We start from the raw sequence: 25,746 nt of genomic DNA, 5'->3' as shown, positions 1-25,746 counted from the left end.
CTAGTGCGCCGCCGCCCCGGACGGCAGCCCTGTTTACGCCGACACCGGCCGTTGCACCTTGATCGACTGCAGGAGCCCGATCGCGATCCACGCCGCGAACATCGACGACCCGCCGTAGGAGACGAAGGGCAGCGGCAGGCCCGTCACCGGCATGATCCCGAGCGTCATCCCGATGTTCTCGAAGGACTGGAAGGCGAACCAGGCGATGATCCCGGCCGCCACGATCGCCCCGTAGAGCTCGGTGGTCTCGCGGGCGATGCGGCAGGCGCGCCAGATGACGACGCCGACGAGGAAGATGATCGCGCCGGCGCCGACGAAGCCGAGCTCCTCGCCGGCGACGGTGAAGATGAAGTCGGTCTGCTGCTCGGGCACGAACTGCCCGGTGGTCTGGGAGCCGCGGAAGAGGCCGGAGCCCAGGAGGCCGCCGGAGCCGATGGCGATGCGGGCCTGGTTGGTGTTGTAGCCGACGCCGGAGGGGTCGAGCGCGGGGTTGGCGAAGGCGGCGAAGCGGTTGATCTGGTACGCGTCGAGGACGCCGAGCTGCCAGATGAGGACGCAGCCGAGGACGCCGGCGCCGATCAGCCCGGCGATCCAGCGGTTGGACGCGCCGGAGGCCAGGAGCACGGCGAGGACGATGACGACGAGCACCATCACCGAGCCGAGGTCGGGCATCAGCAGGATGATGACGATGGGCAGGGCGGCGAGGCCGAGGGCCTCGACGACGGTGCGGTGGTCGGGGTGGAGCCGCTCCCCCGCGTCGACCTTGCCGGCGAGCAGCATCGCCATGCCCAGCGCGATGGTGATCTTGGTGAACTCGGAGGGCTGCAGGGAGAAGCCGCCGCCGAGCTGGATCCAGGACCGGGCGCCGTTGATGGTGGCGCCGAGCGGGGTGAGGACGGCGACGGTGAGCAGGACGGAGATGGCGTAGAGGATGGGCACGGCGCCGCGCAGGGCGCGGTGGCCGACCCAGACGGCGCCGATGGCCAGGCCCAGTCCGATGCCGGTGTTGAGGATGTTGCGGAGCAGGAAGTAGTACGGGTCGCCCTGGTTGAGCTCGGTGCGGTTGCGGGTGGCCGAGTAGACGAGCAGGGTGCCGATGCCGGAGAGGGCGAGGGCGGCCCAGACCATCACCCAGTCCAGGCGGCGCAGGACGGAGTCGCGGGCGGTGAGGCGGCCCCAGGCGGAGCGCTCGGGGCTGTAGCGGCGGGCGCGGTAGCCGTCGGTGGCGGTCACGTGTCCTTCTCCTCCTCCTTCCGGGCCGACGGGCTGGGCGGGGGCGGCTCGATGGGCTGGGCCTCGATGGTGCCGTCCTTCTCGATCTTCGGCAGTCCTGCCTGGGGGTGCGGCAGGAGCGCCTTCTTGGCGTCCACCTTGCCCTTGTCGTCGACGCCGTAGAGGGCGTTGTAGATGTTGCGCACGGCGGGGCCGGAGGCGCCGGAGCCGGTGCCGCCCTGGGCGATCGTCATGACGACGGCGTAGTCGCCGGTGTAGGTGGCGAACCAGGAGGTCGTCTGCTTGCCGTAGACCTCGGCGGTGCCGGTCTTGGCGTGCATCGGGATCTCCTTCTGTGGCCATCCCTCGAAGCGCCAGGCGGCGGTGCCCTGGGTGGCGACGCCGGCGAGGGCGGCGTCGATCTGGTCGCGCGTCCTGCCGTCGAAGGGCAGCCTGCCGTGCGACTTGGGGGCGATCTCCTGGACCGTCCTGCCGTCGGGGCTGATGACGGCCTTGCCGACCGTGGGGTTCCACAGGGTGCCGCCGTTGCTGATGGCGGCGTAGATGGTGGCCATCTGGAGGGGGGTGACAAGGGTGTCGCCCTGGCCGATGGAGTAGTTGACGGAGTCACCGGCGCGCATGCGCATGCCGGACTCGCAGTTCTCCTTGGCGATCTGCCCCGCGTAGCTGTCGTCGGTCTTGCCCTGCTTGCACCAGGAGTCCTTGTTGGCCTCCCAGTACTTCTTCTTCCACTCGCGGTCGGGGATGCGGCCGGCGACCTCGTTGGGGAGGTCGATGCCGGTCTCCTTGCCGAGGCCGAACTCGTGGGCGGTCTTGTAGAACCAGTCCGCCGGGTGCTTGGGGTTGTTGCCGCCGTCCTTCTGCCACTGGCGGTAGGCCAGGTCGTAGAAGACGGTGTCGCAGGAGACCTCCAGGGCCCGGCCGAGGTTGATGGGGCCGTAGCCCTTGGACTCGAAGTTCTTGAAGACCTGGTTGCCGATGCTGTACGAGGCGGAGCAGTTGTAGTTGTCGTTGAAGGCGTAGCCCGCCTTGACGGCGGCGGTGGCGGAGACGACCTTGAAGATCGAGCCGGGGGCGGCCTGCCCCTGGATCGCCCGGTTGAGCAGCGGGAAGCCGGAGTCCTTGCCGGTGAGGTTCTGGTAGTCCTTGGCGGAGATGCCGCCGACCCAGGCGTTGGGGTCGTAGGTGGGGTTGGAGGCCATGGCCACGACGCGGCCGGTCTTCGCCTCCATCACGACGACGGCTCCGGCGTCGGCCTTGTAGTTGGTGCCGGTGTTGCGGTCGACCTCCTTGCGGGCGTCCTTCATCGCCTGGTCCAGCTCCCGTTCCGCTATGGCCTGCACGCGGGCGTCGATGCTGGTGACGACGTTGGAGCCGGGGACTGCCTTGTCGCTCCTGGCCTTGCCGATGACGCGGCCGAGGTTGTCGACCTCGTAGCGGGTGACGCCGGCCTTGCCGCGCAGCTGGGAGTCGTACTGGCGCTCCAGGCCGGAGCGGCCGACCTGGTCGGAGCGGAGCAGCGGGGAGCGGCCGGCCTTGGCCTTGATGATCTCGTCGTCGGTGACGGGCGAGAGGTAGCCGAGGACCTGGGCGGTGTTGGAGCCGCCGGGGCCGGCGTAGCGGCGGACGGCGGTGGGCTCGGCGGTGATGCCGGGGAAGTCCTCGGCGCGCTCGCGGATCTGCAGGGCCTGCTGGGTGGTGGCCTCGTCGGTGATGGGGATGGGCTGGTAGGGCGAGCCGGCCCAGCAGGGCTTGGGCGTCTTGGCGTCGCACAGCCGGACCTTGGCGGCGACGTCCTCGGGCTTCATGCCGAGCACTCCGGCGAGGCGGGTGAGGACGGTCCTGCCCTTGTCCTTCATCTTCATCAGGTCGGTGCGGCTCGCGGAGACGACGAGGCGGGTCTCGTTGTCGGCGAGGGGGACGCCGCGGGCGTCCAGTATCGAGCCGCGGGTGGCCGGGGCGACGACCTGCTGGATGTGGTTGTCGGCGGCTTCGGCGGTGTACTCGTCGCCGTTGCGGATCTGGAGGTACCAGAGGCGGCCGGCGAGGGTGAGCAGGAGGGAGAAGACGAGGATCTGGATGACGATGAGGCGGATGGCGACCCGCGAGGTGCCCCCGCCGTCGGACAAGTTACTCACAGGCGCTTCACCCCCTTGAGCCGGCTCGGCCGGCGCAGGCCGGTGCGCAGACCCGCGCGCTGGCCGCCGACGCGGTTCGTGCGGGAGCCGCCCATCGTGCTGGGGCCGTCGGCGGACAGCGGGTCGGGCTGGACGCGCCTGGCCATGGCCATGACGAGCGGCACGACGAAGGGCGCGAGCAGCAGGTCATAGAGGGCCGCGGTGAACACGAGGCTGGTGAGGCCGACGTTACGCGCGGCGGTGTCGCCGACGAGGGAGCCGACGCCCGCGTAGAGCAGGGTGGAGCCGACGGCCGCGGCGACGACGACGAGCATGGGCACGGTGGCCGAGCGCAGCTTGCCCGTCTCGGGCCGGGCGAGGCCGACGAGGTAGCCGATGACGCACAGGACCAGGGCGTAGCGCCCGGTGGCGTGGTCGGCGGGCGGGGCGATGTCGGCCAGCAGGCCGGCGCAGAAGCCGATGACGGCGCCGTTGGTGTGGCCGTGGACGAGGGCGAGCCCGACGACGACGAGGAGCAGGGGGTCTGGCACGGCTCCCGGCAGGTGGAGCCGTGCCAGGACGGTCACCTGCACGACGAGGGCGACCACCACGAGCGCGGTCGAGAGCAGGATCCGGTTGAGGCGCATCGTCAGTCCTCGGGTTTGGCGCTCGCGGAGGGCGTGACCGTGACGGTCACGGTGGGCGTGGGCTTGGGCGCTTCCGGTTTGGGCGGGAGCACCGTGTCGCGGGGGTCCGTCCGCGGGGGTTCGACGACGACGCCGACGATGTCGAGCTTGCTGTAGCCGACGAAGGGACGGACCTGGAGGGTGCGGGTGAGGCTGCCGCCGGCGGGTTCGACGCGGGTGACCTCGCCGACGGGGACGCCGGGGACGAACGGCTTGTCCTTGCTGGAGCCGAAGGTGACCAGGCGGTCGCCGGGGCGGACGGCCGCCTTGCCGTTGAGCAGTTCGACCCGCAGGACGCCGGCGCCCTGGCCGTTGGCGAAGCCGAGCTCGCCGCTCTTCTCCATGCGGGTGCCGACGGTGAACTTGGGGTCGTTGGCGAGCAGGACGGTCGCGGTGTCGCGGGCGACGGTGGTGACGCGGCCGACGAGGCCGTCGCCGTTGAGGACGGTCATGTCGCGCTTGATGCCGTCGCGGCTGCCGGCGTCGATGGTGACGGTCCAGGAGAAGCCCTGGGCCGCGCCTATGGCGATGACCTGGGCGCCCTTGATGCCGTACTGGCCGCGGCCGGCGGTCTTGAGCATGGCGTCGAGCTCGGCGGCCCGGCCGCGGTTGCGGTCGTCGCTGCCGAGGCGCTGCTTGAGGCTGGTGTTCTCGCGCTCCAGGGCGCTGATGCGGTTGTGCCGCTCGTCGGAGTCGCGCACGGCCGCCACGGCGTTGCCGAAGGGGTCGACCGCGGAGGCGACGCCCTTCTCGACGGGCCCGAAGACGGAGGCTGCCGCGTGCCGGACGCCGTCGAGCGGGGACCGCTCACCGCCACGGATGTCCACCGTGATCAGTGCGAAGGCGATGGCGACCAGCAGCACCAGCAGCAGCCGGCTCTCTCGTGTGTCCCTCACGTGCGGCGGCGGGCCCTTCTCGTAGGACCGGCGGGCTGCGGGGCGGGCCGGTCATCCGGAGCGTTGTGCCTGTATATCAGGTTGTTTCCCGGCTACGGCGGTACGCCGGTGGCGTCGGCGCCGGCCGCTGCCGAGGGGGTGGGGCGGCGTCCCCCGGCAGGTGGAACGGCGCCCCGCGACGGCACCCCGGAAGGCGCGCCCGAGGGCGGGCGCGTCAGCGGCGCGGCTGGGCGTCGAGGACCTGCTGGAGGGCCTCGAACTCCTCGACGCACTTGCCGGAGCCCAGCGCGACGGAGTCCAGCGGGTCCTCGGCGATGTGGATCGGCATGCCGGTCTCCCGGCGCAGCCGCTCGTCGAGGCCGCGCAGCAGGGCGCCCCCGCCCGTGAGAACGATGCCGCGGTCCATGACGTCACCCGAGAGCTCGGGCGGGCACTTGTCGAGGGTGGTCTTCACGGCGTCGACGATGGAGTTGACGGGCTCCTCGATGGCCTTGCGGACCTCGCCGGCGGAGATCACGACGGTCTTGGGCAGGCCGCTGACCAGGTCCCGGCCGCGGATCTCGGTGTGCTCGTCCTGCTCCAGGTCGTAGGCCGAGCCGATGGTGATCTTGATCTGCTCGGCGGTGCGCTCACCGAGGAGGAGGCTGTACTCCTTCTTGATGTGCTGGATGATCGCGTTGTCGAGCTCGTCCCCCGCGACGCGGATGGACTGGGCCGTGACGATGCCGCCGAGGGAGATGACCGCGACCTCGGTGGTGCCGCCGCCGATGTCGACGACCATGTTGCCGGTGGCCTCGTGGACGGGCAGGCCGGAGCCGATCGCGGCGGCCATGGGCTCTTCGATGATGTGCACCTGGCGGGCGCCGGCCTGGGTGGAGGCCTCGATGACGGCGCGCCGCTCGACGCCGGTGATGCCCGAGGGCACGCAGACCACGACGCGGGGCCGGGCCATCCAGCGCCGCTTGTGGATCTTGAGGATGAAGTAGCGGAGCATGCGCTCGGTGATCTCGAAGTCGGCGATCACGCCGTCCTTCAGCGGCCGGACCGCGACGATGTTGCCCGGGGTGCGGCCGATCATCTTCTTCGCCTCGGCACCCACCGCGAGGATGCCGCCGGTGTTGGTGTTGATGGCGACGACGGATGGCTCGTTGAGGACGATTCCGCGGCCTCTGACGTACACCAGCGTGTTGGCGGTCCCGAGGTCGACAGCCATGTCACGGCCGATGAACGACATGTTGTTCCCCATGAGGATACGTCTGGCCTTCCCAGCTGGAGCGAGTGCTTACTTGAGGTCGGCAGGGTGTGCTGCTGCGGTGCGGTGCGCCGCGGGCGCGGAAGCTCTCATCGTAGTCTCGACCGGTCGAACGCGGTGCGAGGGTTCCTCCGCCATTGTCGGCGGAAGTCGAGCCTCCCCTAGTAATGGTGACGTCGTGTCGGAGTGAGAGGTTCCCTCGTTCGCCGCGCATATGCCAGAGGCGACCGAAATTAAATCGGTCGCCCCTGATCGGAAAGGCTCCGGGCCTGAAGAGCTATCAGGCGAGGCCGGGAAAGAAAATCTTGATTTCCCGCTGGGCCGACTCCTCGGAGTCCGAGGCGTGGATGAGGTTCTCGCGCGTGATGGTGCCGAAGTCACCACGGATGGACCCCGGGGCGGCCGAAATGGGGTCGGTGGGGCCGGCCAGGGCGCGCACGCCCTCGATGACGCGCTCGCCCTCGACGACCAGGGCGACGACCGGGCCGGAGGACATGAAGCCCATCAGCGGCTCGTAGAAGTCCCGGCCCTCGTGCTCGGCGTAGTGCTGCGCGAGGGTGGCCCGGTCGAGGGTGCGCAGCTCCAGAGCAGCGATCGTCCAGTTCGCCTTGCGCTCGATGCGGCCCACGATCTCGCCGATCAGACCACGGCGGACGGCGTCGGGCTTGAGGAGGACGAGGGTGCGCTGGCTCATACTGCGGCTCCTTGCAGGGGCAGGGTGTGGTGCCGCAGAGGCTACAGGGGCGCCGGTGACGCCCGGTACCCTCCCCCGGCCGGCACCGGGGGAATCCCTGCATGCGGAGCCCGGAGCTACGCGGCTTCGGCCTCCGCGGCCGCGGCCACGAAGCGGGCCTTCGCCTCGTCGATCTTCCGGCCGAAGTGGACCGAGGCCCACCACAGGCCGCCGAAGACCACCCCGAGGATGAACATCATCGGGACGATGAAACCGCTCAGGACCAGGCCGATCTGCAGCAGCCAGCCCAACTGGACGCCGCCGGGCCGGGTGAGCATGCCGCACAGCAGCACGCTGACCACCATCGCCGTGCCGCTGACGGCCCACACGGTGCCCGCCGAGAGGTCGGAGGTCTGCATGGCCACCAGGCCGGCGAACCCGATGACGAAGAATTCACCGATCAGAGTGCTCGCGCACAGCATTCGCATGATCAGCCCTTTCCGAGGAGCAGCCGGGCCTCGCCGACCGTGATCACCGAGCCGGTCACGAGGACGCCCGCGCCGGAGAACTCGGCCTCCTCCTCCGCGAGGGTGATCGCGGCCTCCAGGGCGTCGTCCAGGCGGGGCTCGACCTGCACGCGCTCGGCGCCGAAGACCTCGACGGCGAGGGCCGCGAGCTCGTCGGGGTCCATGGAGCGCGGGGTGGAGTTGCGGGTGACCACGACCTCGGCGAAGACCGGCTCGAAGGCCTCCAGCAGGCCGCGGACGTCCTTGTCGGCGCTGGCGCCGACGACGCCGATCAGGCGGCTGAAGCCGAACGCCTCGGTGACGGCCTCGGCCGTGACCTGCGCGCCGGCCGGGTTGTGCGCGGCGTCCAGCACGACGGTGGGGCTGCGGCGCACGACCTCCAGCCGGCCCGGGGAGGAGACCTGGGCGAAGGCGCGGCGGACGGTGTCGACGTCGAGCGTGCGGGCGTGCTGCGAGCCGATCCCGAAGAACGCCTCGACGGCGGCCAGGGCGACCGCGGCGTTGTGCGCCTGGTGGGCGCCGTACAGCGGCAGGAAGAGCTCGGGGTACTCGCCGCCCAGGCCGCGCAGCGTCAGCAGCTGGCCGCCGACGGCGACCTCGCGGGAGACGACGCCGAACTCCATGCCCTCGCGGGCGACGGTGGCGTCGACCTCGACCGAGCGCTTGAGCAGCACCTGGGCCGCGTCGACCGGCTGCTGGGCGAGGACGACGGTGGCGTCCTGCTTGACGATGCCGCCCTTCTCGCCGGCGATGTCGCCGGGCGTCGCGCCGAGGCGGTCGGTGTGGTCGAGGGAGATGGGGGTGACGACGGCGACGCCGGCGTCGACGACGTTGGTGGCGTCCCAGGTGCCGCCCATGCCGACCTCGACGACGGCCACGTCGACCGGGGCGTCGGCGAAGGCCGCGTAGGCCATGGCCGTCAGGACCTCGAAGAAGGACAGGCGGTGTTCCTCGCGGTCGTCGACCATCTCGACGTACGGCTGGATGTCGCGGTACGTCTCGATGAAGCGCTCGGCCGGGATCGGGGCGCCGTCGAGGCTGATGCGCTCGGTGATCGACTGCACGTGGGGGCTGGTGTAGCGCCCGGTGCGCAGGTCGAAGGCGCACAGCAGCGACTCGATCATGCGGGCGGTGCTGGTCTTGCCGTTGGTGCCCGTGATGTGGATCGAGGGGTAGGCGCGCTGCGGCTGGCCCAGGATGTCCATCAGGGCCTCGATGCGCACCAGCGAGGGGTCGAGCTTGGTCTCGCCCCAGCGGCCGGCCAGCTCGGCCTCGACCTCGCGCAGCGCCCGGTCGGTCTCCGGGTCCTCGGGGCGGGCGGGGATGTCGCCCTGCGGCGGCCCGGCCTGGGCGCGCAGGGTCCGGCTGCCGGCCTCGATGACGGCGAGGTCGGGGGTTGGGGTCTCCCCTGCTCGAGCGGAGCCGAGAGCTTGGGGAAGGTCGGTCTCGGCATCGACGATTTCCGCGAAGCGGTCATCGCCGTCGGGGCCGGTGCTGCCGTTGTCGTCGTTCAGGGGGCGCTCGCTCACGCGGACCAGTCTACGGAGGGGGTACGACGGAGCGGGCGGCAGGCGTCGCGGCGGCCTTCGCGTCCCGCCCGCCCGCAGGGGCGCACCCTGCGGTCATGCCATACGGTTTTCCCGGAATATCCCTTACGGGAGTCCTGACGGGAAAGAGCCGGAGCCGGGTGAGCGGGATGCCGTCCGAGGACGAGGACGCAGGCGGGAGCCGGGGCGAGGACCGGGGCGAGAGCCGGGACCGGGTCCGGCCGCGGGCGCTGCTGGACGCGCTCCTGGAGGCCCTGCCCTCGGGCGCCGCCGTGCAGGGTCCGGACGGAGGGGTGCTCGCGGCCAACCGGAGGTTCCACCGCATGTTCGACCTGGACGGCCGCACCGGCCTCGCCCCCGGCGGCGCCCCGGGCGGCCGCCACGTCCACCGGACGGCCGAGATCCCCCTCCCCGACGGCCGCACCCTGCGCCGCGCGATCGAGCCGCTGCGCCACGAGGGCGCCTACCTGGGCGCCCTGTGGACCTACGACGACATCACCGAGCGCAAGCGGCGCGAGCGGGACCTGGAGCGGGACAACGTGGCGCTCACCGAGCTCGCCCGGCAGCGCAACGCCTTCACCGCCGCCGCCTCCCACGAGCTGCGCACGCCCCTCACCTCCATCATCAGCTTCTGCGAGCTGCTCACCGACCCCGCCTTCGGCGCCCTCACCCACGAGCAGACCTCCTTCCTGGAGGCCGTCCGGCGCAACGCCGACCGCATGCAGCGGGTGATCTCCGACCTGCTGCTGACCACCCGGATGCGGGCCACCGCGGGCCTGGAGCTGGAATTCGGCCCCGTGGAGGTGGACCGGATGCTGCTGGACGCCGTCCTCGACCGGATGGGCGCCGCACAGGAAGCGGGATTGTTCACCGTTCTGGAGTGCACCGCCGGGCCCGTCCTGAGAGGCGACCGGCACCGGTTGCAGAACGTCCTGGCCAATCTTCTGGAGAATGCCGCGAAATACACCCCCGCGGATGGCCGGATCTCGGTCACGGCGGCACCGCGCGGCGAGTTCTGGGAGATCGAAGTCGCGGATACCGGAATCGGCGTCCCGGAGGAATTCCGCGAAGAGATCTTCAATGGTTTCGTGCGGGCCCCGAACGCACGTACGGGGGGTTATCCCGGCACCGGTCTCGGACTCGCCATCAGCCGCGCGATCGTCCAGCTGCACGGCGGCACGATCACCGTCGGCGGCGCCGCGGGCGGGGGCGCCTCCTTCCTGATCCGGCTGCCGGTCGCGGGCCCGCCGGACGCCCCGCCCCCGGGCCCGCCGGACGCGCCGGGAACGGAGGAGGCCCCATGACCCGCGTGCTCGTCGTCGAGGACGACCCCGACCTCGCCCTCGCCCTGCGCACCCTCCTCACCCGCGCGGGCTACGAGGTCGCCCACGCCGGGAACGGCCGCGACGGGCTGCGGCTGCTGTTCGCCGAGCGCCCCGCCCTCATGCTCCTCGACATCGGACTGCCGCAGCTCGACGGCTGGGAGGTGCTGGAGCGCACCCGCGACCTCAGCGACCTGCCCGTCCTGCTGCTCACCGCCCGCGGCGCCGAGACCGACCGGGTCCGCGGCCTGCGCGCCGGCGCCGACGACTACCTGCCCAAGCCCTTCGGCAACGACGAGCTGCTCGCCCGCGTCGAGGCGCTGCTGCGCCGCACCGCCCCCACCCGCTGGGCCGGCGACTCCTTCGACGACGGGCTGCGGCTCGTGCCCGAGCGGCGCTCGGCGGTCTGGCAGGGCCACGAGGCCCGCCTCAGCGACATCGAGTACCGGCTGCTGCAGGTGCTCGTCCGCAACCGCGGCCGGGTGATCACCACCGACCAGCTGCTCGACCGGGTGTGGGACGACCCCGAGGGCACCGGCCGCGAGCGGGTGAAGTTCGCCGTGCTGCGGCTGCGGCGCAAGCTGCGGCAGGCCGCGGGCGACGAGGCCGCGGACCCGCTGGAGGCCGTACGGGGCCTGGGCTACCGCTACCGGGCCGACGGCGGGGACGAAGGTCCCGCGGACGGGGAGGACGAAAGTCCCTTCCAGCGGCTTTAGACCCGCTTCGGGCGATTCGCAACCGTCCGGCAACCGAAGTCACCCCAGGGGTGCAACCGAGGCACCGCAAGGTCGTGAGCTGTCACAGCCCGCCGGCCCCAGGAGTCACCTCGTGCAGTCCCTGCCCGCCCGTAGCGTCGCCGTCGTCCTCGGCACCCGCCCCGAGCTGGTCAAGCTCACCGACCTCGTACGCCTCCTGGGCCCCGCCGCTCACCTGGTGCACACCGGTCAGCACTACGACGAGGAGCTGTCCGGCCGCTTCCTGACCGAGCTGGGCCTGCCCGAGCCGACGTTCCTGACCGGGGTCGGCGGGCAGCCGCGCGCCGTGCAGATCTCCAGCGCCCTCGCCCAGCTGGACGACCTCTTCACCGCCGAGCCGCCGCTCGCCGTCGTCGTCCAGGGCGACACCAACGCGGCCCTCGCCGGCGCGCTCGCCGCGAACGCCCGCGGCATCCCGCTCCTGCACGTCGAGGCCGGCCTGCGCAGCCACGACCGCAACATGCCCGAGGAGCACAACCGCGTCCTCATCGACAGCATCGCCGACGTGCTGTGCGCGGCCACCGAGGACAACCGCGCGAACCTCCTCGCCGAAGGCGTCGACGACGCCCGCATCGCGGTGACCGGCAACACGGTCGTCGAGGCCGTCCACGGGCAGCTGCCGCCGGCCCCCGAGCGCGCGGAGTTGCTGCGGCTGCACGGCCTGACCGCCGACTCCTACGTCCTGGCCACGATCCACCGCCCCGAGAACACCGACTCCCCCGACGCGCTGCGGGCCATCTTCACCGAGCTCGCCGCGCTCGCGACCGACGGCCGGCCCGTCGTGCTGCCCCTGCACCCGCGCACCCGGGCCCGCGTCGAGGCCGCCGGCCTGGAGCACCTGCTGGCGGGCCTGACCGTCACCCGCCCGCTCGGCTACGGCGAGTTCCTCGCCCTGGCCCGGCACGCGGCGCTGCTGGTCTCCGACTCCGGCGGCATCCAGGAGGAGTGCACGGTCCTCGGCCGCCCGCTGGTGGTCGTCCGCCGCTCCACGGAGCGGCCGGAGGCGATGGCGGACTTCGCGGACCTGGTCGCGCCGGGCCGTGCCATCGGCGAGGCCGCGGTACGCCGCCTCGCGGAGGGCCCGGAGGGCCTGACCCGCCTGGCCGCACTGCCGAGCCCCTTCGGCGACGGCCTGGCGTCCGACCGCATCGTGGCGCTGCTGACGGCGATCACTGCCCCGCAGCAGCTGGCCGCGGCCGCGTAGGGGGTCTCCCCCGCCCCCTTCCGCCCGCAACGGCGAGCAACCCCCACGCACGTGACCGGCGGTGCCGTACCCGCCGAAAGCAAGCCCCCGGAGCAAAACCCGTGTTCTCCAGCCCCCTCCTGTTCGTCTTCCCCTTCTTCCTCCTCGCCTGCTTCCTCCTCTACTGGGCCGGCGCCCGCCACGCCTACCTCCGCCGCCCCGAGGCCGAGAACGGCAACGCCGACGCCTTCGACTGGCACTTCTTCGTCCCGTGCCGGGACGAGGAAGCAGTCGTCGGCACCACCGTGGAACGCCTGCGCACCGACCACCCGCGCGCGCACGTGTGGGTCATCGACGACGACAGCGACGACCGCACCGGCGCCATCGTCGCCGGGCTCGCCGAGACCGACCGCCGCGTGCACCTGGTCAGCCGCGTGCGGCCCGACGCCCGCCAGGGCAAGGGCGCCGCGCTCAACTCCGCCTACGACGAGCTGAACCAGTTCCTGTCCAAGGACGCCGACCGCGAGCGCGTCGTCGTCTGCGTCATCGACGCCGACGGCCAGCTCGACCCGCACGCGCTGGAGCGCGTCAGCGGCCCGGCCGGCTTCGGCGACCCGGAGACCGGCGGCGTGCAGGTCAGCGTCCGCATGCGCAACGCCGGCGACCCGCGCCCGCTGCCGGACCGCGGCCGCGTCCGCAACGCCTTCGCCCGTCTCCTCGTGCGCATGCAGGACATGGAGTTCTCCGTCTCCAACGCCGGCATGCAGCTGCTGCGCGGCCGCACCGGCTCCGTGGGCCTCGGCGGCAACGGCCAGTTCACCCGGCTCGCCGCCCTGGACCGCATCGCCGCCGCCGAGCGCCGCCCCTGGCAGCGCGGCGCGCTGCTGGAGGACTACGAGCTGGGCCTGCACATGATCCTCAACGGCGACCGGATATCCCACATAGCCGACACCTGGGTCTCCCAGGAGGGCCTCCCGCACGCCCGCCGCTTCCTCACCCAGCGCACCCGCTGGGCCCAGGGCAACCTGCAGTGCGTCCGCTACGCGCCGCGCATCGTCTCCTCGCGCCACTACGGCGGCAAGGGCGTCCTGGAGACGCTCTACACCTTCCTGCAGCCGGTCGCCCACCTGGTGACCCTGGCCCTGTGCGCCGTCATGTTCGCCCTGCTGGGCCTGACCGCCGCGGAGGACGGCGCCGGCGAGGCGTTCGGCGGCATGCTCGCCCTGTGGCCGCTGGTGCTGGGCCTGGCCGTCGTCTCGGTGCTGCCGTTCGTACTGTGGGGCCCGGTCTACCGCCGCGACCGCGCGTCCGACCACTCGCTGCTGTCCGCTCTGCTGTGGGGTCTCGCGCTGTGGCTGTACGCGTACCACCTCTTCCCGGCGTCCGCGCGCGGCTTCGTCCGCATGCTGCGCGGCCGCAACGGCTGGGCGAAGACCCGCCGCAACGCCGAGGCGGTCACGTCGGGCCCGATCGCGATCGAGAGCTGACGGCACGCCACATCCGCCAAACCATGAAGTGGGCCACATTCGCGACCCACGAGGCAACCTCCGCCCCCGTTCCGCCATCTGACCCCCGGTGACACATGTCCGGAGCAGGTCCGGGCAGCGGAACGGGAGCGTTGTGCGGTGCGGGTACGAGTACCGGAAATCAGCACACGGATGCACTTGCTGCTGCTCACGGTGTGGACCGTGCTGTGGTTCGCCCTGGTGGAGCCCAACGGCGGCTTCTCCTGGCACTACCTGCGCACCGGCGGCGAGCTGATCTACCAGGGGGCGTCGGGCGACGGCACCGGCGGGCTCAACCTCTACGCCCACCACCCCGAGCTGCAGATGGGCCCCATCAGCTTCCTGGTGGCCGGCCTGTTCAACCCGTTCTCCGAGCACACCGGCCAGTTCCTGTCGGCGGCCTTCATGTCCGCCCTGGGACTGGTCATCGTGGTGCTCGCGGGGCGCAGCGCCGCCATCCACTTCCTGGGCACCGGCACCAACCACCAGCGCCTGCGGCAGCGCGTCCTCATCGCGGGCGCGGCGTTCATCCCCATGTGGATCGAAGTGTCGGTCCGCTTCGGGCACCTGGACGACGTCCTGGCGCTGTTCTTCACCGCGCTGGCCGTGTGGTTCCTGACCCGCTGCAACCCGGCCGCCGTGGGCATCTGCCTGGCCCTGGCGATGGACTCCAAGCCCACGGCGCTGGCCTTCGTCCCGCTGATCCTCGCCCTCCCGCGGGACCGCTGGCTGCGGGCGGTCCTCTGGTGCGCGGCCCTGCTGGCCGTCGCCTGGCTGCCGTTCTTCGTCGCGGCCCCGGACTCCTTCGCCGCCGCCAAGTTCACCATCCCCAACAACCCGGCCTCCGCGCTGCGCTGGCTGGGCGGCAACACCCCCGTGACCCCCGACTGGGCCCGCCCCGCCCAGGCCGCCCTCGGCCTCACGCTGGGCGCGGTCGCCGTGTGGCGCGGCCGCTGGGCCGGCGTCGTCCTGCTGGGCGCGAACGCCCGCATCCTCCTCGACCCCAGCGTCTACACGTACTACACGGCGTCGGTGCTGCTCGGCACCCTGCTGTGGGACGTGTGCGGGCAGCGCCGCCTCGTGCCGTGGTGGAGCTGGATCGCGCTGATCGTGCTCTACGGAAGCGTCTTCGTCGTACCCGACGAGTCGGCCAAGGGCCTGATCCGGCTGGCCTTCGTGGCGGTGTCGACGGCATACGTACTGTTCTGGCCGCAACACCGCCGCAGGCGCCGCAACCCCCGAGCCGAAGAGGAAGAGTCCCTGGTGGAGGGCCCATGGGGCCCGATGTGGGACCCGAACCGAACACGACCTTGGGCGGCGCGTTAGACGCCCCGTAAGGGGCGCGGGCTGTCTCAATCTGCGGCTCCGCCGCATGGGCGCGCCCCGTAAGGGGCGCGGGACTGTGTCAATCTGCGGCTCCGCCGCGTGGGCGCGCCCCCTTAGGGGCGCGGGGAACTGCGCGACCCACCCCCACCGGCCCGCAGGGACAGGACCGGTCGTAGACCGGCAAACGGCCCCCGTACCCATGGGTACGGGGGCCGTTTCAGAACCCGGCGAAGCCGACTCAGCCCTTCGGCAGCCCCGCCAGCTGCAAGCTGATCCGCTCGATGTCGGCCTCGGCCGTCTCCAGCCGCTTGCGAATCTTCTCCACGGCAGCCTCCGCCGCCTTGGCGAGGAACGCCTCGTTGCCGAGCTTGGCCGTGGACTGCGCCTTGTCCTTCTCGGCCGCGGCCAGCGCCTTGGTCAGACGCTTGCGCTCGGCCTCGACGTCGATCGTGCCGGACAGGTCGAGGGCGACGGTCGCGCCGGCGACGGGCAGCGAGGCGGTGGCGGCGAAGCCCTCGCCGGCCGGCTGCAGGCGCAGCAGCGAACGCATCGCGTCCTCGTGGGCCGCGAGCGCCGTGCCGGTCAGGTCCAGCAGGGCCGGGACCTTCTGGCCCGGCTGCAGGCCCTGGTCGGAGCGGAAGCGACGGACCTCAGTGACGACCTGCTGGACGGTCGCGATCTCCTGCTCGGCGGCCGCGTCACGGAAACCGCTGTCCTTGGGCCAGTCGGCGATGACGACGGACTCCTTGCCGGTGAGCGTGGTCCACAGCGTCTCGGTGACGAAGGGCACGATCGGGTGCAGGAGCTTGAGGGTGACGTCGAGGACCTCGCCCAGGACGCGGGCCGAGACCTCGGCCTCGGGGCCGCCCTTCTGGAAGGTGGTCTTGGACAGCTCGACGTACCAGTCGAAGACCTCGTCCCACGCGAAGTGGAACAGCGCGTCGGAGAGCTTCGCGAACTGGTAGTCGTCGTAGAGGGCGTCCACCTCGGCGACGACGGCGTTGAGGCGCGAGAGGATCCAGCGGTCGGTGGCCGACATCCGCTCGGCGGGCGGCAGGTCGCCCTCCACCGTGGCGCCGTTCATCATCGCGAACCGGGTGGCGTTCCAGATCTTGTTCGCGAAGTTGCGCGAGCCCTGGACCCAGTCCTCGCCGATCGGCACGTCGACGCCGGGGTTGGCGCCGCGGGCGAGGGTGAAGCGGACGGCGTCGGAGCCGTACTTGTCCATCCAGTCGAGCGGGTTGACCGCGTTGCCGAAGGACTTCGACATCTTCTTGCCGAACTGGTCGCGGACCATGCCGTGCAGGGCGATGGTGTGGAACGGCGGGGTGCCGTCCATCGCGTACAGGCCGAACATCATCATCCGCACGACCCAGAAGAAGAGGATGTCGTAACCGGTGACGAGGACGGAGTTCGGGTAGAACTTCTCGACGCTCTCGGTCTTCTCGGGCCAGCCGAGGGTGGAGAACGGCCACAGGCCCGAGGAGAACCAGGTGTCGAGGACGTCGGTCTCCTGGTGCCAGCCCTCGCCGGCCGGCGGCTGCTCGTCCGGGCCGACGCAGACCATCTCGCCGTCCGGGCCGTACCAGACCGGGATGCGGTGGCCCCACCACAGCTGGCGCGAGATGCACCAGTCGTGGAGGTTGTCGACCCAGTCGAAGTAGCGCTTCTCCATCTCCTGCGGGTGGATCTTGACCTTGCCGTCGCGGACGGCGTCGGCCGCGGCCTTGGCCAGCGGGGCGGTCTTCACCCACCACTGCATGGACTGGCGCGGCTCCAGCGTCGTCTTGCAGCGCGAGCAGTGGCCCACGGAGTGGGTGTACGGGCGCTTCTCGGCGACGATGCGGCCCTCGGCGCGCAGGGCGCCGACGATCGCGGAGCGGGCCTCGAAGCGGTCCAGGCCGAGGAAGGGGCCGTGGGCGGTGATGACGCCGTGCTCGTCGAGGACGGTCAGCGACGGCAGGTCGTGCCGGCGGCCGATCTCGAAGTCGTTCGGGTCGTGGGCGGGGGTGACCTTGACGGCACCCGTGCCGAACTCGGGGTCGACGTGCTCGTCGGCGACGACGGGGATGCGGCGGCCGGTCAGCGGCAGCTCGATCTCGGTGCCGACGAGGTGCTTGTAGCGCTCGTCCTCGGGGTGGACGGCCACGGCCGTGTCGCCGAGCATCGTCTCGGCGCGGGTCGTGGCGACGACGATGGAGGCGTCACCCTCGCCGTAGCGGATGGAGACGAGCTCGCCGTCGTCGTCCTGGTACTCCACCTCGATGTCGGAGATGGCCGTGAGACAGCGGGGGCACCAGTTGATGATGCGCTCGGCGCGGTAGATCAGCTCGTCGTCGTAGAGCTTCTTGAAGATCGTCTGGACGGCCTTGGACAGGCCCTCGTCCATGGTGAAGCGCTCGCGCGACCACGCGACGCCGTCACCCAGACGGCGCATCTGCCCGGAGATCTGCCCGCCGGACTCGCCCTTCCACTGCCACACGCGCTCGACGAACGCCTCGCGGCCGAGGTCGTGGCGCGACTTGCCCTCCTTGGCCAGCTCGCGCTCGACCACGTTCTGCGTGGCGATGCCCGCGTGGTCCATGCCCGGCTGCCACAGGACCTCGTAGCCCTGCATGCGCTTGCGGCGCGTGAGGGAGTCGATCAGCGTGTGCTCGAAGGCGTGGCCCAGGTGGAGGGAACCGGTGACGTTCGGCGGCGGGATGACGATCGTGTAGGGCTCCTTCTCGCTCGTGGCATCCGCCTCGAAGTAGCCCCGCTCTACCCAGCGCTCGTACAGCGGCCCCTCTACATCGGCCGGCGCGTACTGGGTCGGCAGGTCGGGGGTGCGGTCGGCGTGCCCGCTGTCGGGGCGCTGAGTGTTGTCGGTCACGGGGTGAATTCTACGGGGGCGTACGCGGGGGTTTCGAATCGATGGCCGCGGGATCGGCGAGGATGACGCCCACGCCACGAGAGAAGCGACGAGAGAACGATGAGCAAGCAGCAGGCCGGCCTGTACGAGCCGCTCCCGGCGGCGCCCCGCTCCTACGCGCGGCCGGGCGGCCCGAGCGGCTACGGCGCGGCCGTCTGGCCGCCGCCGGTGCCGGACCGGCGGGGCGGCCGGGGCAAGGTGATGGCCGCCGTGGCAATCGGCTCACTCATCCTGATGTGCACACTTCTGGGCGGTTTTCTGCTCCTCACGGGCGGCGGCAGCTCGGCGCACGGCGGCGCGCGCTACCGGCTGACGGCGCCGGAGCGCGCCGGGGACTTCCTCAGGGACGCCCCCGTGGACCGCACCTTCCGCGCGGACCACCTGGAGCGGCTGCGGCGCCTGGGCGTCCGCGACGCGGGAAGCGTCACGGCGGGCTACGCGTCCGGCCCCGCCCGCAGCGGGATGCTGATGTACAGCGGGCTGTGGGGAGAGGTGAGGGACCCCGAACGGGCGGTCGACGGCATGTTCGAGGCGATGGCGGAGGACGCGCGGGAGCGGCCGGTGAAACAGGGAACGCGGGAGGAGATCGAGGGCAGCCCGGTACGGGTGATCCCCCGGGGCCTGAACGACGCCGGCGCGGTGATGAAGTGCCAGGCGGTGCAGTTCACGCCCGCGGACGGCGGTACCGGGGCGGGCCTGCCCCTCTCGTACTGCGTGTGGGCGGACCACAGCACGGTGGGCGTCGTGGGCGCAGCCCTGGGCGCGGGGGCGGGCATCGCGGAGGCGGCGGAGGCGGCGGGGGAACTGCGGGCGGCGGCGCGGACCCCGCGGTAAGAACTGAATAAACGACAAGAAAGGATGTACCCCGACTTCTAGCGACAAAGAATCGACAAAGAGACGTGGGGGGACACCCGATGAACGAGACCAACGAGCCGCCGCAGCCGCTGGTGCAGCCGTACGGGCAGCCGGGCAGACGGCTGAGCGGCAAGACGATCGGCATCGGGGCGGGGGTCCTGGCCGTGCTGGCGGGCCTCGTGGGCGGCGGCCTGTACATGGTCAGCGGCAATGACGGCAAGGCGGGCGCGTACACGATCGAAATGCCGCAGACGCTGGCGGACGGCGAGTACAAGCAGTTCCCCGGCAAGAAGGGGAAGAAGGGCGTCGACGCCGAGGACCGCACCGAGATGAAGAAGCTGGGCCTGGAGAAGGCGGAGGGGGACAACGCCGGCTACAGGAACGACAAGGAGCAGGGCCTCCAGGTCATCGGCTTCTACGGCGCCGTCCCGGACCCGGAGAAGTCCGTGGACCGCATGATCAAGGAGATGGCCGAGGGCCGGGACGACGCCGCCCCTTCCCCGGGGGACGAGGGCAAGCGCGGGGAGTACAAGGACTACCGCCCGAGCGGCTTCGACGGAGTCGTCCTGAAGTGCAAGCAGGACACGATGGCGTTCACCGTCATCGACACGAAGTTCTCGCAGACCACGAGCCAGTGCATATGGGGCGACAAGGGCACTGTCGGACTCGTCATCAGCTACTCCATGGGCAGCGGTGCCGACACCCGGCGGTCGGACGGCCTGCCCGCGGACAAGCTGGCCGAACTGACGACCAAGATCCGCAACGAGGTCCGCAAGCCGAAGTAGCCGCACGCGGGGCAGAACTGTTCCGAAACCGTTGCCGCTCTACGGTAAGGACCACCTAAGAGATCCGGAAGGATAGCGGGACTGTCACACGAGTCCCCCACGGATCGAAGAGAGTCCCAATGAGCTACAACCAGCCGGGCCCCTACGGCCAGCAGCCGCCCCAGCAGCCGGGCCCCTACGCCCAAGGGGCGCCCGCCGGCCAGCCCGGTTACGGTTACCCGCCGCCGCCCCCGCCGCCGGGCACGCCCTACGGCGCGCAGCCCCAGCAGCCCTACGGCGCCCCCCAGCAGCCGGCCCCGTACGGCCAGCAGCCCCAGCCCGGCTACCCGGGCCAGTACCCCCCGCCGGTCCCGCCCCAGGGCGGCGGCAAGGGCAAGGCGATCGGCATCACGATCGGCGCGGTCGCGGTCGTGGGCGCGCTCATCGCGGGTGCGATGTTCTTCATGGGCAGCGACGGCGAGGTCAAGCCGTACACCATCGTGATGCCGGACAAGCTGCTGGACGGCAAGTACACGAAGAGCAGTCTGAGCGCACCGGGTTCCAAGCAGACGGACACAAAGGACCTCACCGACGACAAGAGCGCCAAGGAGTTCGGCATCGCCAACGGCACGGGAGTGTCGGGCACTTACGCCAGCCCCGAGAAGATGTCGCTCTCACTCACGGGTGTCTACGGGGAGCTCGCCGACCCCAAGAAGACCGTCGACGCGCTGATCGCGAAGATGGAGGAGAACCAGAAGAAGAACGAGGGCACCATGCAGAGCTACAAGATCGAGACGATCACGCCCTGGACCGAGTTCTCACCGAGCGGCTTCGACGGCGCAGTCATGAAGTGCAGGCTCCAGAAGGCCACGTTCACCGCGGGCACCCTGTCGAGCTCCAGCGAGTCCGCCAGCTGCATCTGGAGCGATTCGAGCGCCATGGGGCTCGTCCGGCACGCGGCCCCGGGCAAGTCGCCCTACGGCGGCGAGGCGTCCACGGGTAAGACGATGTCCGCTCAGGAGCTGGCCGAGGCGACCGCCAAGGTCCGCAGCGAGGTCCGCAAGGAGAAGTAGGAGCGACCGGTGACGGCCGCCACGGGGGCGGCCGTCACCGTCCGTGTCCTACTTCCCCCACCGGCTGGCGGTGTTGGCCGCCTGCACCTTCGCGCTGAGCAACTCGGCCTCGGTGACGGGCCGGACCGCGTCGGGTGCGGCCTCCCACTCCTTGCCGCCCGCGAGCGTACGCAGCAGGAGCTGCGGCCCGCCGTTGCGCATGACCTGCCCGACGGCACCGTCCCGGGTATCCACGACGAACGCGCCGATGCCGGGCAGGGGTTGCTGATGGTCCCGGGCAGCGCAGGTGCACGCGCCCAGCGGGGAACGGGGCCGAAGGTCGATGCCGTGGGCGGTGGCCCACACGTAGACCCTGCAGGACGAGTCCTGCGAGGGGCGGGGTTCAGGTTCAGCGACACGAGGCTTCGGTACGGACGGTACTTCGAGGGCGGAAATCCGCCGTCCCCGCCGGAACCAGCGGCGGATAAGGTTGCGCATGTCGACGCTCCTTCGAGGCGTTGGCCACGCCCCGGGACCGTGCCAGCGGTCGCCGGGGTCTTCCACAACGCGGAGAGCGTAGCGTAGGGATCCATAGGGCCCCTAGATAACTAAGGAACCGAAGATATCTGGGCATTGCAGGGAACACTTGGAACACGTAGCGTCCCCGTGTGGTCGAATTCGCTCCTGACATCCCACGCTGGCGCCAGGTCGCCGAAGTGATCCGGCAGCGCATCAAGGACGGCACGTACCCGCCCCGTTCGCGCGTTCCGTCCATCAACCAACTCACCGAAGAGTTCGGCATCGCGGCCATGACGGCCCACAAGGTCCACCGTGGACTGCGCGAGGAGGGACTCATCTACACGGAGCCGGGCCTGGGCTCGTACGTCTCCCAACAGCCGCAGGACGGCTGAGGTCAAGACAGGCTGGCAGCAGGGGGAGAGGTGGGGGGCTTGGGTCCGGCTGGTTGGCTGTGCGGCCGGTGGGAGGCTGGCCGCCGTACTCGCGCCGTCACGGATGCACGCGCGTGAGGAGACCGGTCCCTTCGGCCGTGGCTGAGGGGGAGCTGGCAGCTGCCGCGATGTGGCCGGGCCCGTCGTGGGCGCTCCGCTCAGCGCGCCACCACTGTGGTTGCTCGTCCGGCTGCAGGATGCATGTGAGTGCGGAGTTCACCCGGCGTGGGGCGTAGGGCGGCGGATAAGTGACCCGGGACGGCGGCCGGGCACCTCAGCGGCCCCACGAGGGTGCTCCTGTCACAAGCGAGCCCCCTCAGGGACGGCCTGCCGCCCGCTGCGGCGGATAAGCGGGCCGAGTCGCAGCCTGCGGGCCACCATCAGCCCCACCGGGCCTCTCCTGTCACAGGAGCCCATATCCGGGGGCAGTTGGCCGCCGCCGCGGCGGATAACCGGGCCCGGGCGCAGGCCGCAAGCCACCCGCAGCCCCACCACACGCCCTCCGTCACAACAGCCCCCACTCAGGGACACCCGCCCGCCCAGCCACGACGGTGGCGAGCCGAGCGAAGCGCCCACGACGGCAGACACCACATCGCGGCAGCAGCCAGCTCCCCCTCAGCCACGACTTATGCGCAAGGTCTCCTCACGCGCCCGCATCCGCGACGGCACGAGTACGGCGGCCAACACCCCACCCACCGCACACCCAACACACCGAACCCAAGCCCCCCACCCCTCCCCCCGCTGCCAGCCTGCTCTAACCCGCACCCGACCCACGGATCCCAGCCCCACCGCTACGGTCACCCTGACCGGCGCAAGGAAAAGGGGGAGCCGGCCCCCGCTGCCAGCCTGCTCTAACCCGCACCCGACCCACGGAACTCAACCCGCCTCCACCGCCCTCACCTCACCACATCAGGGCACTCTCCACGTCGCTCTGCCAGTACGTCACCGCCGCCTTGCTGTCGACCCACGTGTCCTCGGGGAGCTTCACCGTGCGGGCCCGGCTCTGCGTGCCGGCGCCCTCGTCGAAGCTCACCCGCAGGACGCTCGCGGTGCGTCCGTCCGTGCCGGAGCCGTCGGCGGCGGACAGGTTGATGCCCGCGTACGCGGACTCGCCGGGCTCCAACGTGACCACGGCCTGCGGGATGGAGTCCTTCACGACCGGCACCACGTGCTGCGCGGCGTCGAAGGCCAGGTGCGGGTGGGCGTAGGCGAAGCACGGCTTGGAACTGGTGTTGGTGGCCGTCAGCAGCTGGTGGTTGATCGGGCGGGACACGTTCTGCACCGTGACCTTGGTGTTGCTCAGGGAGCAGGCCGGGATGGCCGCCTCCGCCGAACCCCCCGCCTGCGCCTGAGCGGTCGTGGCGGCGGCGGTGCCGGTGCCGGCAAGCAGTACAGCCGTGAGGGCGAAGCCGGTGGCGGTAATGCGGGCGGTCGTACGCATAGGGGTGCCTCCGAGAGTTGGCGATCGGCTCCTGGGGCGGATGCCCCGGGCGTGTCGCCAGACTCTCCCTCGCCCTCCCGCACCCACAAGATCCACCGCATCATTCGGGACACGGGAACGGGCCGGCTACTCCCCCGCCCCCTCCGCCAGCGCCTCCAGCAGGCCCACCGCCTCCTCCGCCCGCTCGTACGGGACGAAGAGGTGGTCGTGGTGGAAGCCCGCCACGACGTTGCAGCTGAGGCCGGCCTGGGCCAGGGCCTGGGCGACGGCTGCCGTGAGGCCCACCGCTTCCAGCGCGGAGTGGACCCGCAGGGTGATCCAGCCCGCCACGTACTCGTACGGCAGCCCGGCCGCGTCGGCCTCCTCCTGCCGTACGACCAGGGTGAGGCCCTCCGGTTCCCTCACCGTCACGACGGGGGCCACACCCGCCGGCGCCTCACCCGCCACCGTCGCGTACACGTACCGCCCGGCGTTGAGCACGGGCCGCATACCGCTCAGCAACTTCGTCAGATCACGTTCTCCCGCCATGCCCGCCACCCTACGCACGGGCACGTTCGGACACACGAAAGGGCGCCCGGCACTCGTCCGGACGCCCTCTTCCACGGTACTTCTCAGCTCTGCCTCTCAGCTCTCCTCACCGAAGAGTTCATCGACGGAGGAGACGGTGAAGGCGCGGTCGGCCCAGCCCTGCACGATGTCCAGATCCGTGCACTCCGCGATGCGCTCCCGGTCCCTGGCGGACACGGGGACTCCGCGGTGCTCCAGTGCACGCAGCACCATATCCGCCCTGCCCTTGGCCTCCCCCTTGGCTTCACCCTTCAGGAGCGTCTCCTCGATGAGCGTGCCCCGGCCGGGGAAGTACGTACGGATGGTCATCAGGTTCCTCCAGGTCTCCCTAGCCGGGGTTTCCCCCAGACCGATCTCCAGCAGTTCCGAGTAGTACGCGACAGACTCTTCGTCGGCCGTTCCCAGGGCACGCGCCAGCGCGTCCAGTATGGCCGGAGCGTCCTGGCTCCGCCCGTGCGTCATCGCCGAGAAGGTCGCCATGGCCAGGTTCTGGGCGGCTTCCTCCGCGTCGATGATGGGCGGGACGTTTCCGGGCCCCAGAACCAGAGGGTGCACGGCCAGCGCCTTCCACCCCTCGGGCCCGAGCTTGAACGGACCTGCTGCCCATTCCGCAGTCGCCTTGTCCTGGCAGATGACCAGCAGCAGTGCCGGGTGGCCGTACTTGGCCTTCAAGAACGCGAGGCAAGAAAGGGGCACCCGGCGATCCGCCGGGTGCCCCTTACGCAAACTCAGCTCAGCCGGCTCAGCGCAGCGCTACGCGCTCTTCTCGTGCCGTTCGTCCTTCCCCACGATCCGCGGCTCGCGCGGGACCAGGGTCGGGTTGACGTTGGAGTGGACGACGTCCGCGGTGATGACGACGCGGGCGACGTCCTTCCTCGACGGGACCTCGTACATCACCGACATCAGGACTTCCTCCATGATGGCGCGCAGGCCGCGCGCCCCCGTGCCGCGGAGGATGGCCTGGTCGGCGATGGCCTCAAGTGCCGGGCGGTCGAACTCCAGCTCGACGCCGTCGAGTTCAAAGAGCCTTTGGTACTGCTTCACCAGGGCGTTGCGCGGCTCGACCAGGATCTGGAGGAGGGCCTCGCGGTCCAGGTTGTGGACGGAGGTGATGACCGGCAGACGGCCGATGAACTCCGGGATCATGCCGAACTTGACCAGGTCCTCCGGCATGACCTCCTGGAACTGGTCGCTGGCCTCGATCTCGCGCTTGGAGCGGATCGTCGCACCGAAGCCGATGCCCTTGGCGCCGGCCCGGGACTCGATGATCTTCTCCAGGCCGGAGAAGGCGCCGCCCACGATGAACAGCACGTTCGTCGTGTCGATCTGGATGAATTCCTGGTGCGGGTGCTTGCGGCCGCCCTGGGGCGGGACCGAGGCGGTGGTGCCTTCCAGGATCTTCAGCAGGGCCTGCTGGACGCCCTCGCCCGACACGTCCCGTGTGATCGACGGATTTTCGCTCTTACGGGCGACCTTGTCGATCTCATCAATGTAGATGATGCCGGTCTCGGCCTTCTTGACGTCGTAGTCGGCGGCCTGGATCAGCTTCAGCAGGATGTTCTCGACGTCCTCGCCGACATAGCCGGCCTCCGTCAGCGCGGTGGCGTCGGCGATGGCGAAGGGGACGTTCAGCATGCGGGCCAGGGTCTGGGCCAGCAGCGTCTTGCCGGAGCCCGTGGGGCCCAGCAGCAGGATGTTGGACTTGGCGAGCTCGATGCCGTCGTCGCGATTGTGCGCGCCGGTCTCACCGGCCTGCACACGCTTGTAATGGTTGTAGACGGCGACAGAGAGGGCCTTTTTCGCGGCCTCCTGGCCCACGACATAGCCTTCGAGGAACTCGTAGATTTCGCGGGGCTTCGGGAGTTCCTCCCAGCGCACCTCGCTCGTCTCCGCGAGCTCTTCCTCGATGATCTCGTTGCAGAGGTCGATGCACTCGTCGCAGATGTACACACCAGGACCCGCGATGAGCTTCTTCACCTGCTTCTGGCTCTTGCCGCAGAACGAGCACTTGAGCAGATCGCCGCCGTCACCGATGCGTGCCACGAGGTGCTTCCCCTTCGCCTGGGATCCGCCTTGCACTGCGAACCCGGGTGCTTGCCTATCGACGGTACCTTGCCGGGCCCCCCGAGCGGGCCCCCCTTGGCCTTACTCGGTCGGCTCAAGGGGGATACCAGCGGCACGGCG

At 70.9% G+C, this 25,746-nt stretch carries 23 protein-coding genes; 9 read left to right on the top strand and 14 right to left on the bottom strand.

All coding sequences use genetic code 11. The features are described 5' to 3' along the window. Positions 1 to 33: 33 nt before the first annotated feature. The 8 genes from rodA to folC all read right to left on the bottom strand — a co-directional run bounded on the left by rodA (position 34) and on the right by folC (position 8,913). Complete coding sequence (gene rodA, locus NQU55_RS08925) at positions 34 to 1,233, bottom strand: rod shape-determining protein RodA (protein ID WP_256790213.1); 1,200 nt, start codon at positions 1,231 to 1,233, stop codon at positions 34 to 36. After that, positions 1,230 to 3,371 (bottom strand): penicillin-binding protein 2, encoded by a 2,142-nt coding sequence (gene mrdA, locus NQU55_RS08920; protein ID WP_168094199.1) that lies wholly within the window; start codon positions 3,369 to 3,371, stop codon positions 1,230 to 1,232. Before mrdA ends, rodA begins: the two co-directional genes overlap by 4 nt. Next, positions 3,368 to 3,997, bottom strand: a complete 630-nt coding sequence (gene mreD, locus NQU55_RS08915) for a rod shape-determining protein MreD (protein ID WP_168094200.1) — start codon at positions 3,995 to 3,997, stop codon at positions 3,368 to 3,370. Before mreD ends, mrdA begins: the two co-directional genes overlap by 4 nt. Positions 3,998 to 3,999: 2 nt before the next feature. Beyond that, complete coding sequence (gene mreC / locus NQU55_RS08910) at positions 4,000 to 4,932, bottom strand: rod shape-determining protein MreC (RefSeq protein ID WP_168094201.1); 933 nt, start codon at positions 4,930 to 4,932, stop codon at positions 4,000 to 4,002. A gap of 214 nt (positions 4,933 to 5,146) precedes the next feature. Next, the gene (locus NQU55_RS08905) at positions 5,147 to 6,166 is read right to left on the bottom strand and encodes a rod shape-determining protein (RefSeq protein WP_058046895.1); all 1,020 of its coding nucleotides are present in this window, start codon (positions 6,164 to 6,166) and stop codon (positions 5,147 to 5,149) included. 298 nt (positions 6,167 to 6,464) lie between these two features. After that, positions 6,465 to 6,878, bottom strand: a complete 414-nt coding sequence (ndk, locus tag NQU55_RS08900) for a nucleoside-diphosphate kinase (protein WP_168094202.1) — start codon at positions 6,876 to 6,878, stop codon at positions 6,465 to 6,467. A 116-nt stretch (positions 6,879 to 6,994) separates the two neighbouring features. Then, entirely contained in the window at positions 6,995 to 7,345 is a 351-nt protein-coding gene (locus NQU55_RS08895; protein WP_168094203.1) for a DUF4233 domain-containing protein, read from the bottom strand. 2 nt (positions 7,346 to 7,347) lie between these two features. Beyond that, entirely contained in the window at positions 7,348 to 8,913 is a 1,566-nt protein-coding gene (gene folC / locus NQU55_RS08890) for a bifunctional tetrahydrofolate synthase/dihydrofolate synthase (RefSeq protein WP_168094204.1), read from the bottom strand. Between the two features lie 167 nt (positions 8,914 to 9,080). Here folC and NQU55_RS08885 point away from each other — a divergent pair, with 167 nt between their 5' ends. From NQU55_RS08885 to NQU55_RS08865, 5 genes are all read left to right on the top strand, one after another. Next, positions 9,081 to 10,235, top strand: coding sequence for a sensor histidine kinase (locus tag NQU55_RS08885; RefSeq protein WP_168094206.1), 1,155 nt, complete (start codon positions 9,081 to 9,083; stop codon positions 10,233 to 10,235). Next, positions 10,232 to 10,969, top strand: coding sequence for a response regulator transcription factor (locus tag NQU55_RS08880; RefSeq protein WP_168094205.1), 738 nt, complete (start codon positions 10,232 to 10,234; stop codon positions 10,967 to 10,969). The genes NQU55_RS08885 and NQU55_RS08880 overlap by 4 nt, the downstream gene beginning before the upstream one ends. 112 nt (positions 10,970 to 11,081) lie before the next feature. After that, positions 11,082 to 12,212: a non-hydrolyzing UDP-N-acetylglucosamine 2-epimerase gene (gene wecB, locus NQU55_RS08875; protein ID WP_256790210.1), complete on the top strand. Its 1,131-nt coding sequence runs from the start codon at positions 11,082 to 11,084 to the stop codon at positions 12,210 to 12,212. Between the two features lie 101 nt (positions 12,213 to 12,313). Beyond that, positions 12,314 to 13,678: an XrtP-associated glycosyltransferase gene (locus tag NQU55_RS08870; RefSeq protein WP_256790208.1), complete on the top strand. Its 1,365-nt coding sequence runs from the start codon at positions 12,314 to 12,316 to the stop codon at positions 13,676 to 13,678. 171 nt (positions 13,679 to 13,849) lie between these two features. Beyond that, a complete protein-coding gene (locus NQU55_RS08865) occupies positions 13,850 to 15,022 on the top strand; it encodes a hypothetical protein (RefSeq protein ID WP_168094689.1) in 1,173 nt (390 codons plus the stop codon). Between the two features lie 238 nt (positions 15,023 to 15,260). On the opposite strand, the gene NQU55_RS08860 is transcribed toward NQU55_RS08865, so the two are convergent. Then, positions 15,261 to 17,894 carry a valine--tRNA ligase gene (locus NQU55_RS08860; RefSeq protein WP_168094688.1) on the bottom strand — a complete coding sequence of 878 codons (2,634 nt, stop codon included), beginning with the start codon at positions 17,892 to 17,894 and terminating at the stop codon, positions 15,261 to 15,263. A 99-nt stretch (positions 17,895 to 17,993) separates the two neighbouring features. On the opposite strand from NQU55_RS08860, the gene NQU55_RS08855 reads away from it, so the two are divergent. The 3 genes from NQU55_RS08855 to NQU55_RS08845 all read left to right on the top strand — a co-directional run bounded on the left by NQU55_RS08855 (position 17,994) and on the right by NQU55_RS08845 (position 20,625). Beyond that, entirely contained in the window at positions 17,994 to 18,767 is a 774-nt protein-coding gene (locus NQU55_RS08855; RefSeq protein ID WP_168094687.1) for a hypothetical protein, read from the top strand. 80 nt (positions 18,768 to 18,847) lie between these two features. After that, a complete protein-coding gene (locus NQU55_RS08850; RefSeq protein ID WP_168094686.1) occupies positions 18,848 to 19,573 on the top strand; it encodes a hypothetical protein in 726 nt (241 codons plus the stop codon). A 119-nt stretch (positions 19,574 to 19,692) separates the two neighbouring features. Continuing rightward, on the top strand, positions 19,693 to 20,625 hold the full coding sequence (locus tag NQU55_RS08845; RefSeq protein ID WP_168094685.1) for a hypothetical protein: 933 nt from the start codon (positions 19,693 to 19,695) through the stop codon (positions 20,623 to 20,625). Positions 20,626 to 20,673: 48 nt separating this feature from the next. On the opposite strand, the gene NQU55_RS36770 is transcribed toward NQU55_RS08845, so the two are convergent. Then, positions 20,674 to 21,102, bottom strand: coding sequence for a hypothetical protein (locus NQU55_RS36770; protein WP_308402209.1), 429 nt, complete (start codon positions 21,100 to 21,102; stop codon positions 20,674 to 20,676). 170 nt (positions 21,103 to 21,272) lie between these two features. Here NQU55_RS36770 and NQU55_RS08835 point away from each other — a divergent pair, with 170 nt between their 5' ends. Continuing rightward, complete coding sequence (locus NQU55_RS08835; RefSeq protein ID WP_256790206.1) at positions 21,273 to 21,515, top strand: GntR family transcriptional regulator; 243 nt, start codon at positions 21,273 to 21,275, stop codon at positions 21,513 to 21,515. A 940-nt stretch (positions 21,516 to 22,455) separates the two neighbouring features. On the opposite strand, the gene NQU55_RS08830 is transcribed toward NQU55_RS08835, so the two are convergent. The 4 genes from NQU55_RS08830 to clpX all read right to left on the bottom strand — a co-directional run bounded on the left by NQU55_RS08830 (position 22,456) and on the right by clpX (position 25,605). Next, on the bottom strand, positions 22,456 to 22,995 hold the full coding sequence (locus NQU55_RS08830) for a DUF4232 domain-containing protein (protein ID WP_168092544.1): 540 nt from the start codon (positions 22,993 to 22,995) through the stop codon (positions 22,456 to 22,458). A 126-nt stretch (positions 22,996 to 23,121) separates the two neighbouring features. Further along, positions 23,122 to 23,523, bottom strand: a complete 402-nt coding sequence (locus NQU55_RS08825) for an ACT domain-containing protein (RefSeq protein ID WP_168092543.1) — start codon at positions 23,521 to 23,523, stop codon at positions 23,122 to 23,124. Between the two features lie 96 nt (positions 23,524 to 23,619). Continuing rightward, positions 23,620 to 24,234 (bottom strand): hypothetical protein, encoded by a 615-nt coding sequence (locus tag NQU55_RS08820; protein WP_168092542.1) that lies wholly within the window; start codon positions 24,232 to 24,234, stop codon positions 23,620 to 23,622. Between the two features lie 81 nt (positions 24,235 to 24,315). Beyond that, positions 24,316 to 25,605: an ATP-dependent Clp protease ATP-binding subunit ClpX gene (gene clpX / locus NQU55_RS08815; RefSeq protein WP_030366476.1), complete on the bottom strand. Its 1,290-nt coding sequence runs from the start codon at positions 25,603 to 25,605 to the stop codon at positions 24,316 to 24,318. Positions 25,606 to 25,746 lie beyond the last annotated feature (141 nt).

Source organism: Streptomyces telluris (assembly GCF_024519335.1).
Classification (GTDB): domain Bacteria; phylum Actinomycetota; class Actinomycetes; order Streptomycetales; family Streptomycetaceae; genus Streptomyces; species Streptomyces telluris.
This window is presented reverse-complemented; position numbering and strand designations above follow the sequence as displayed.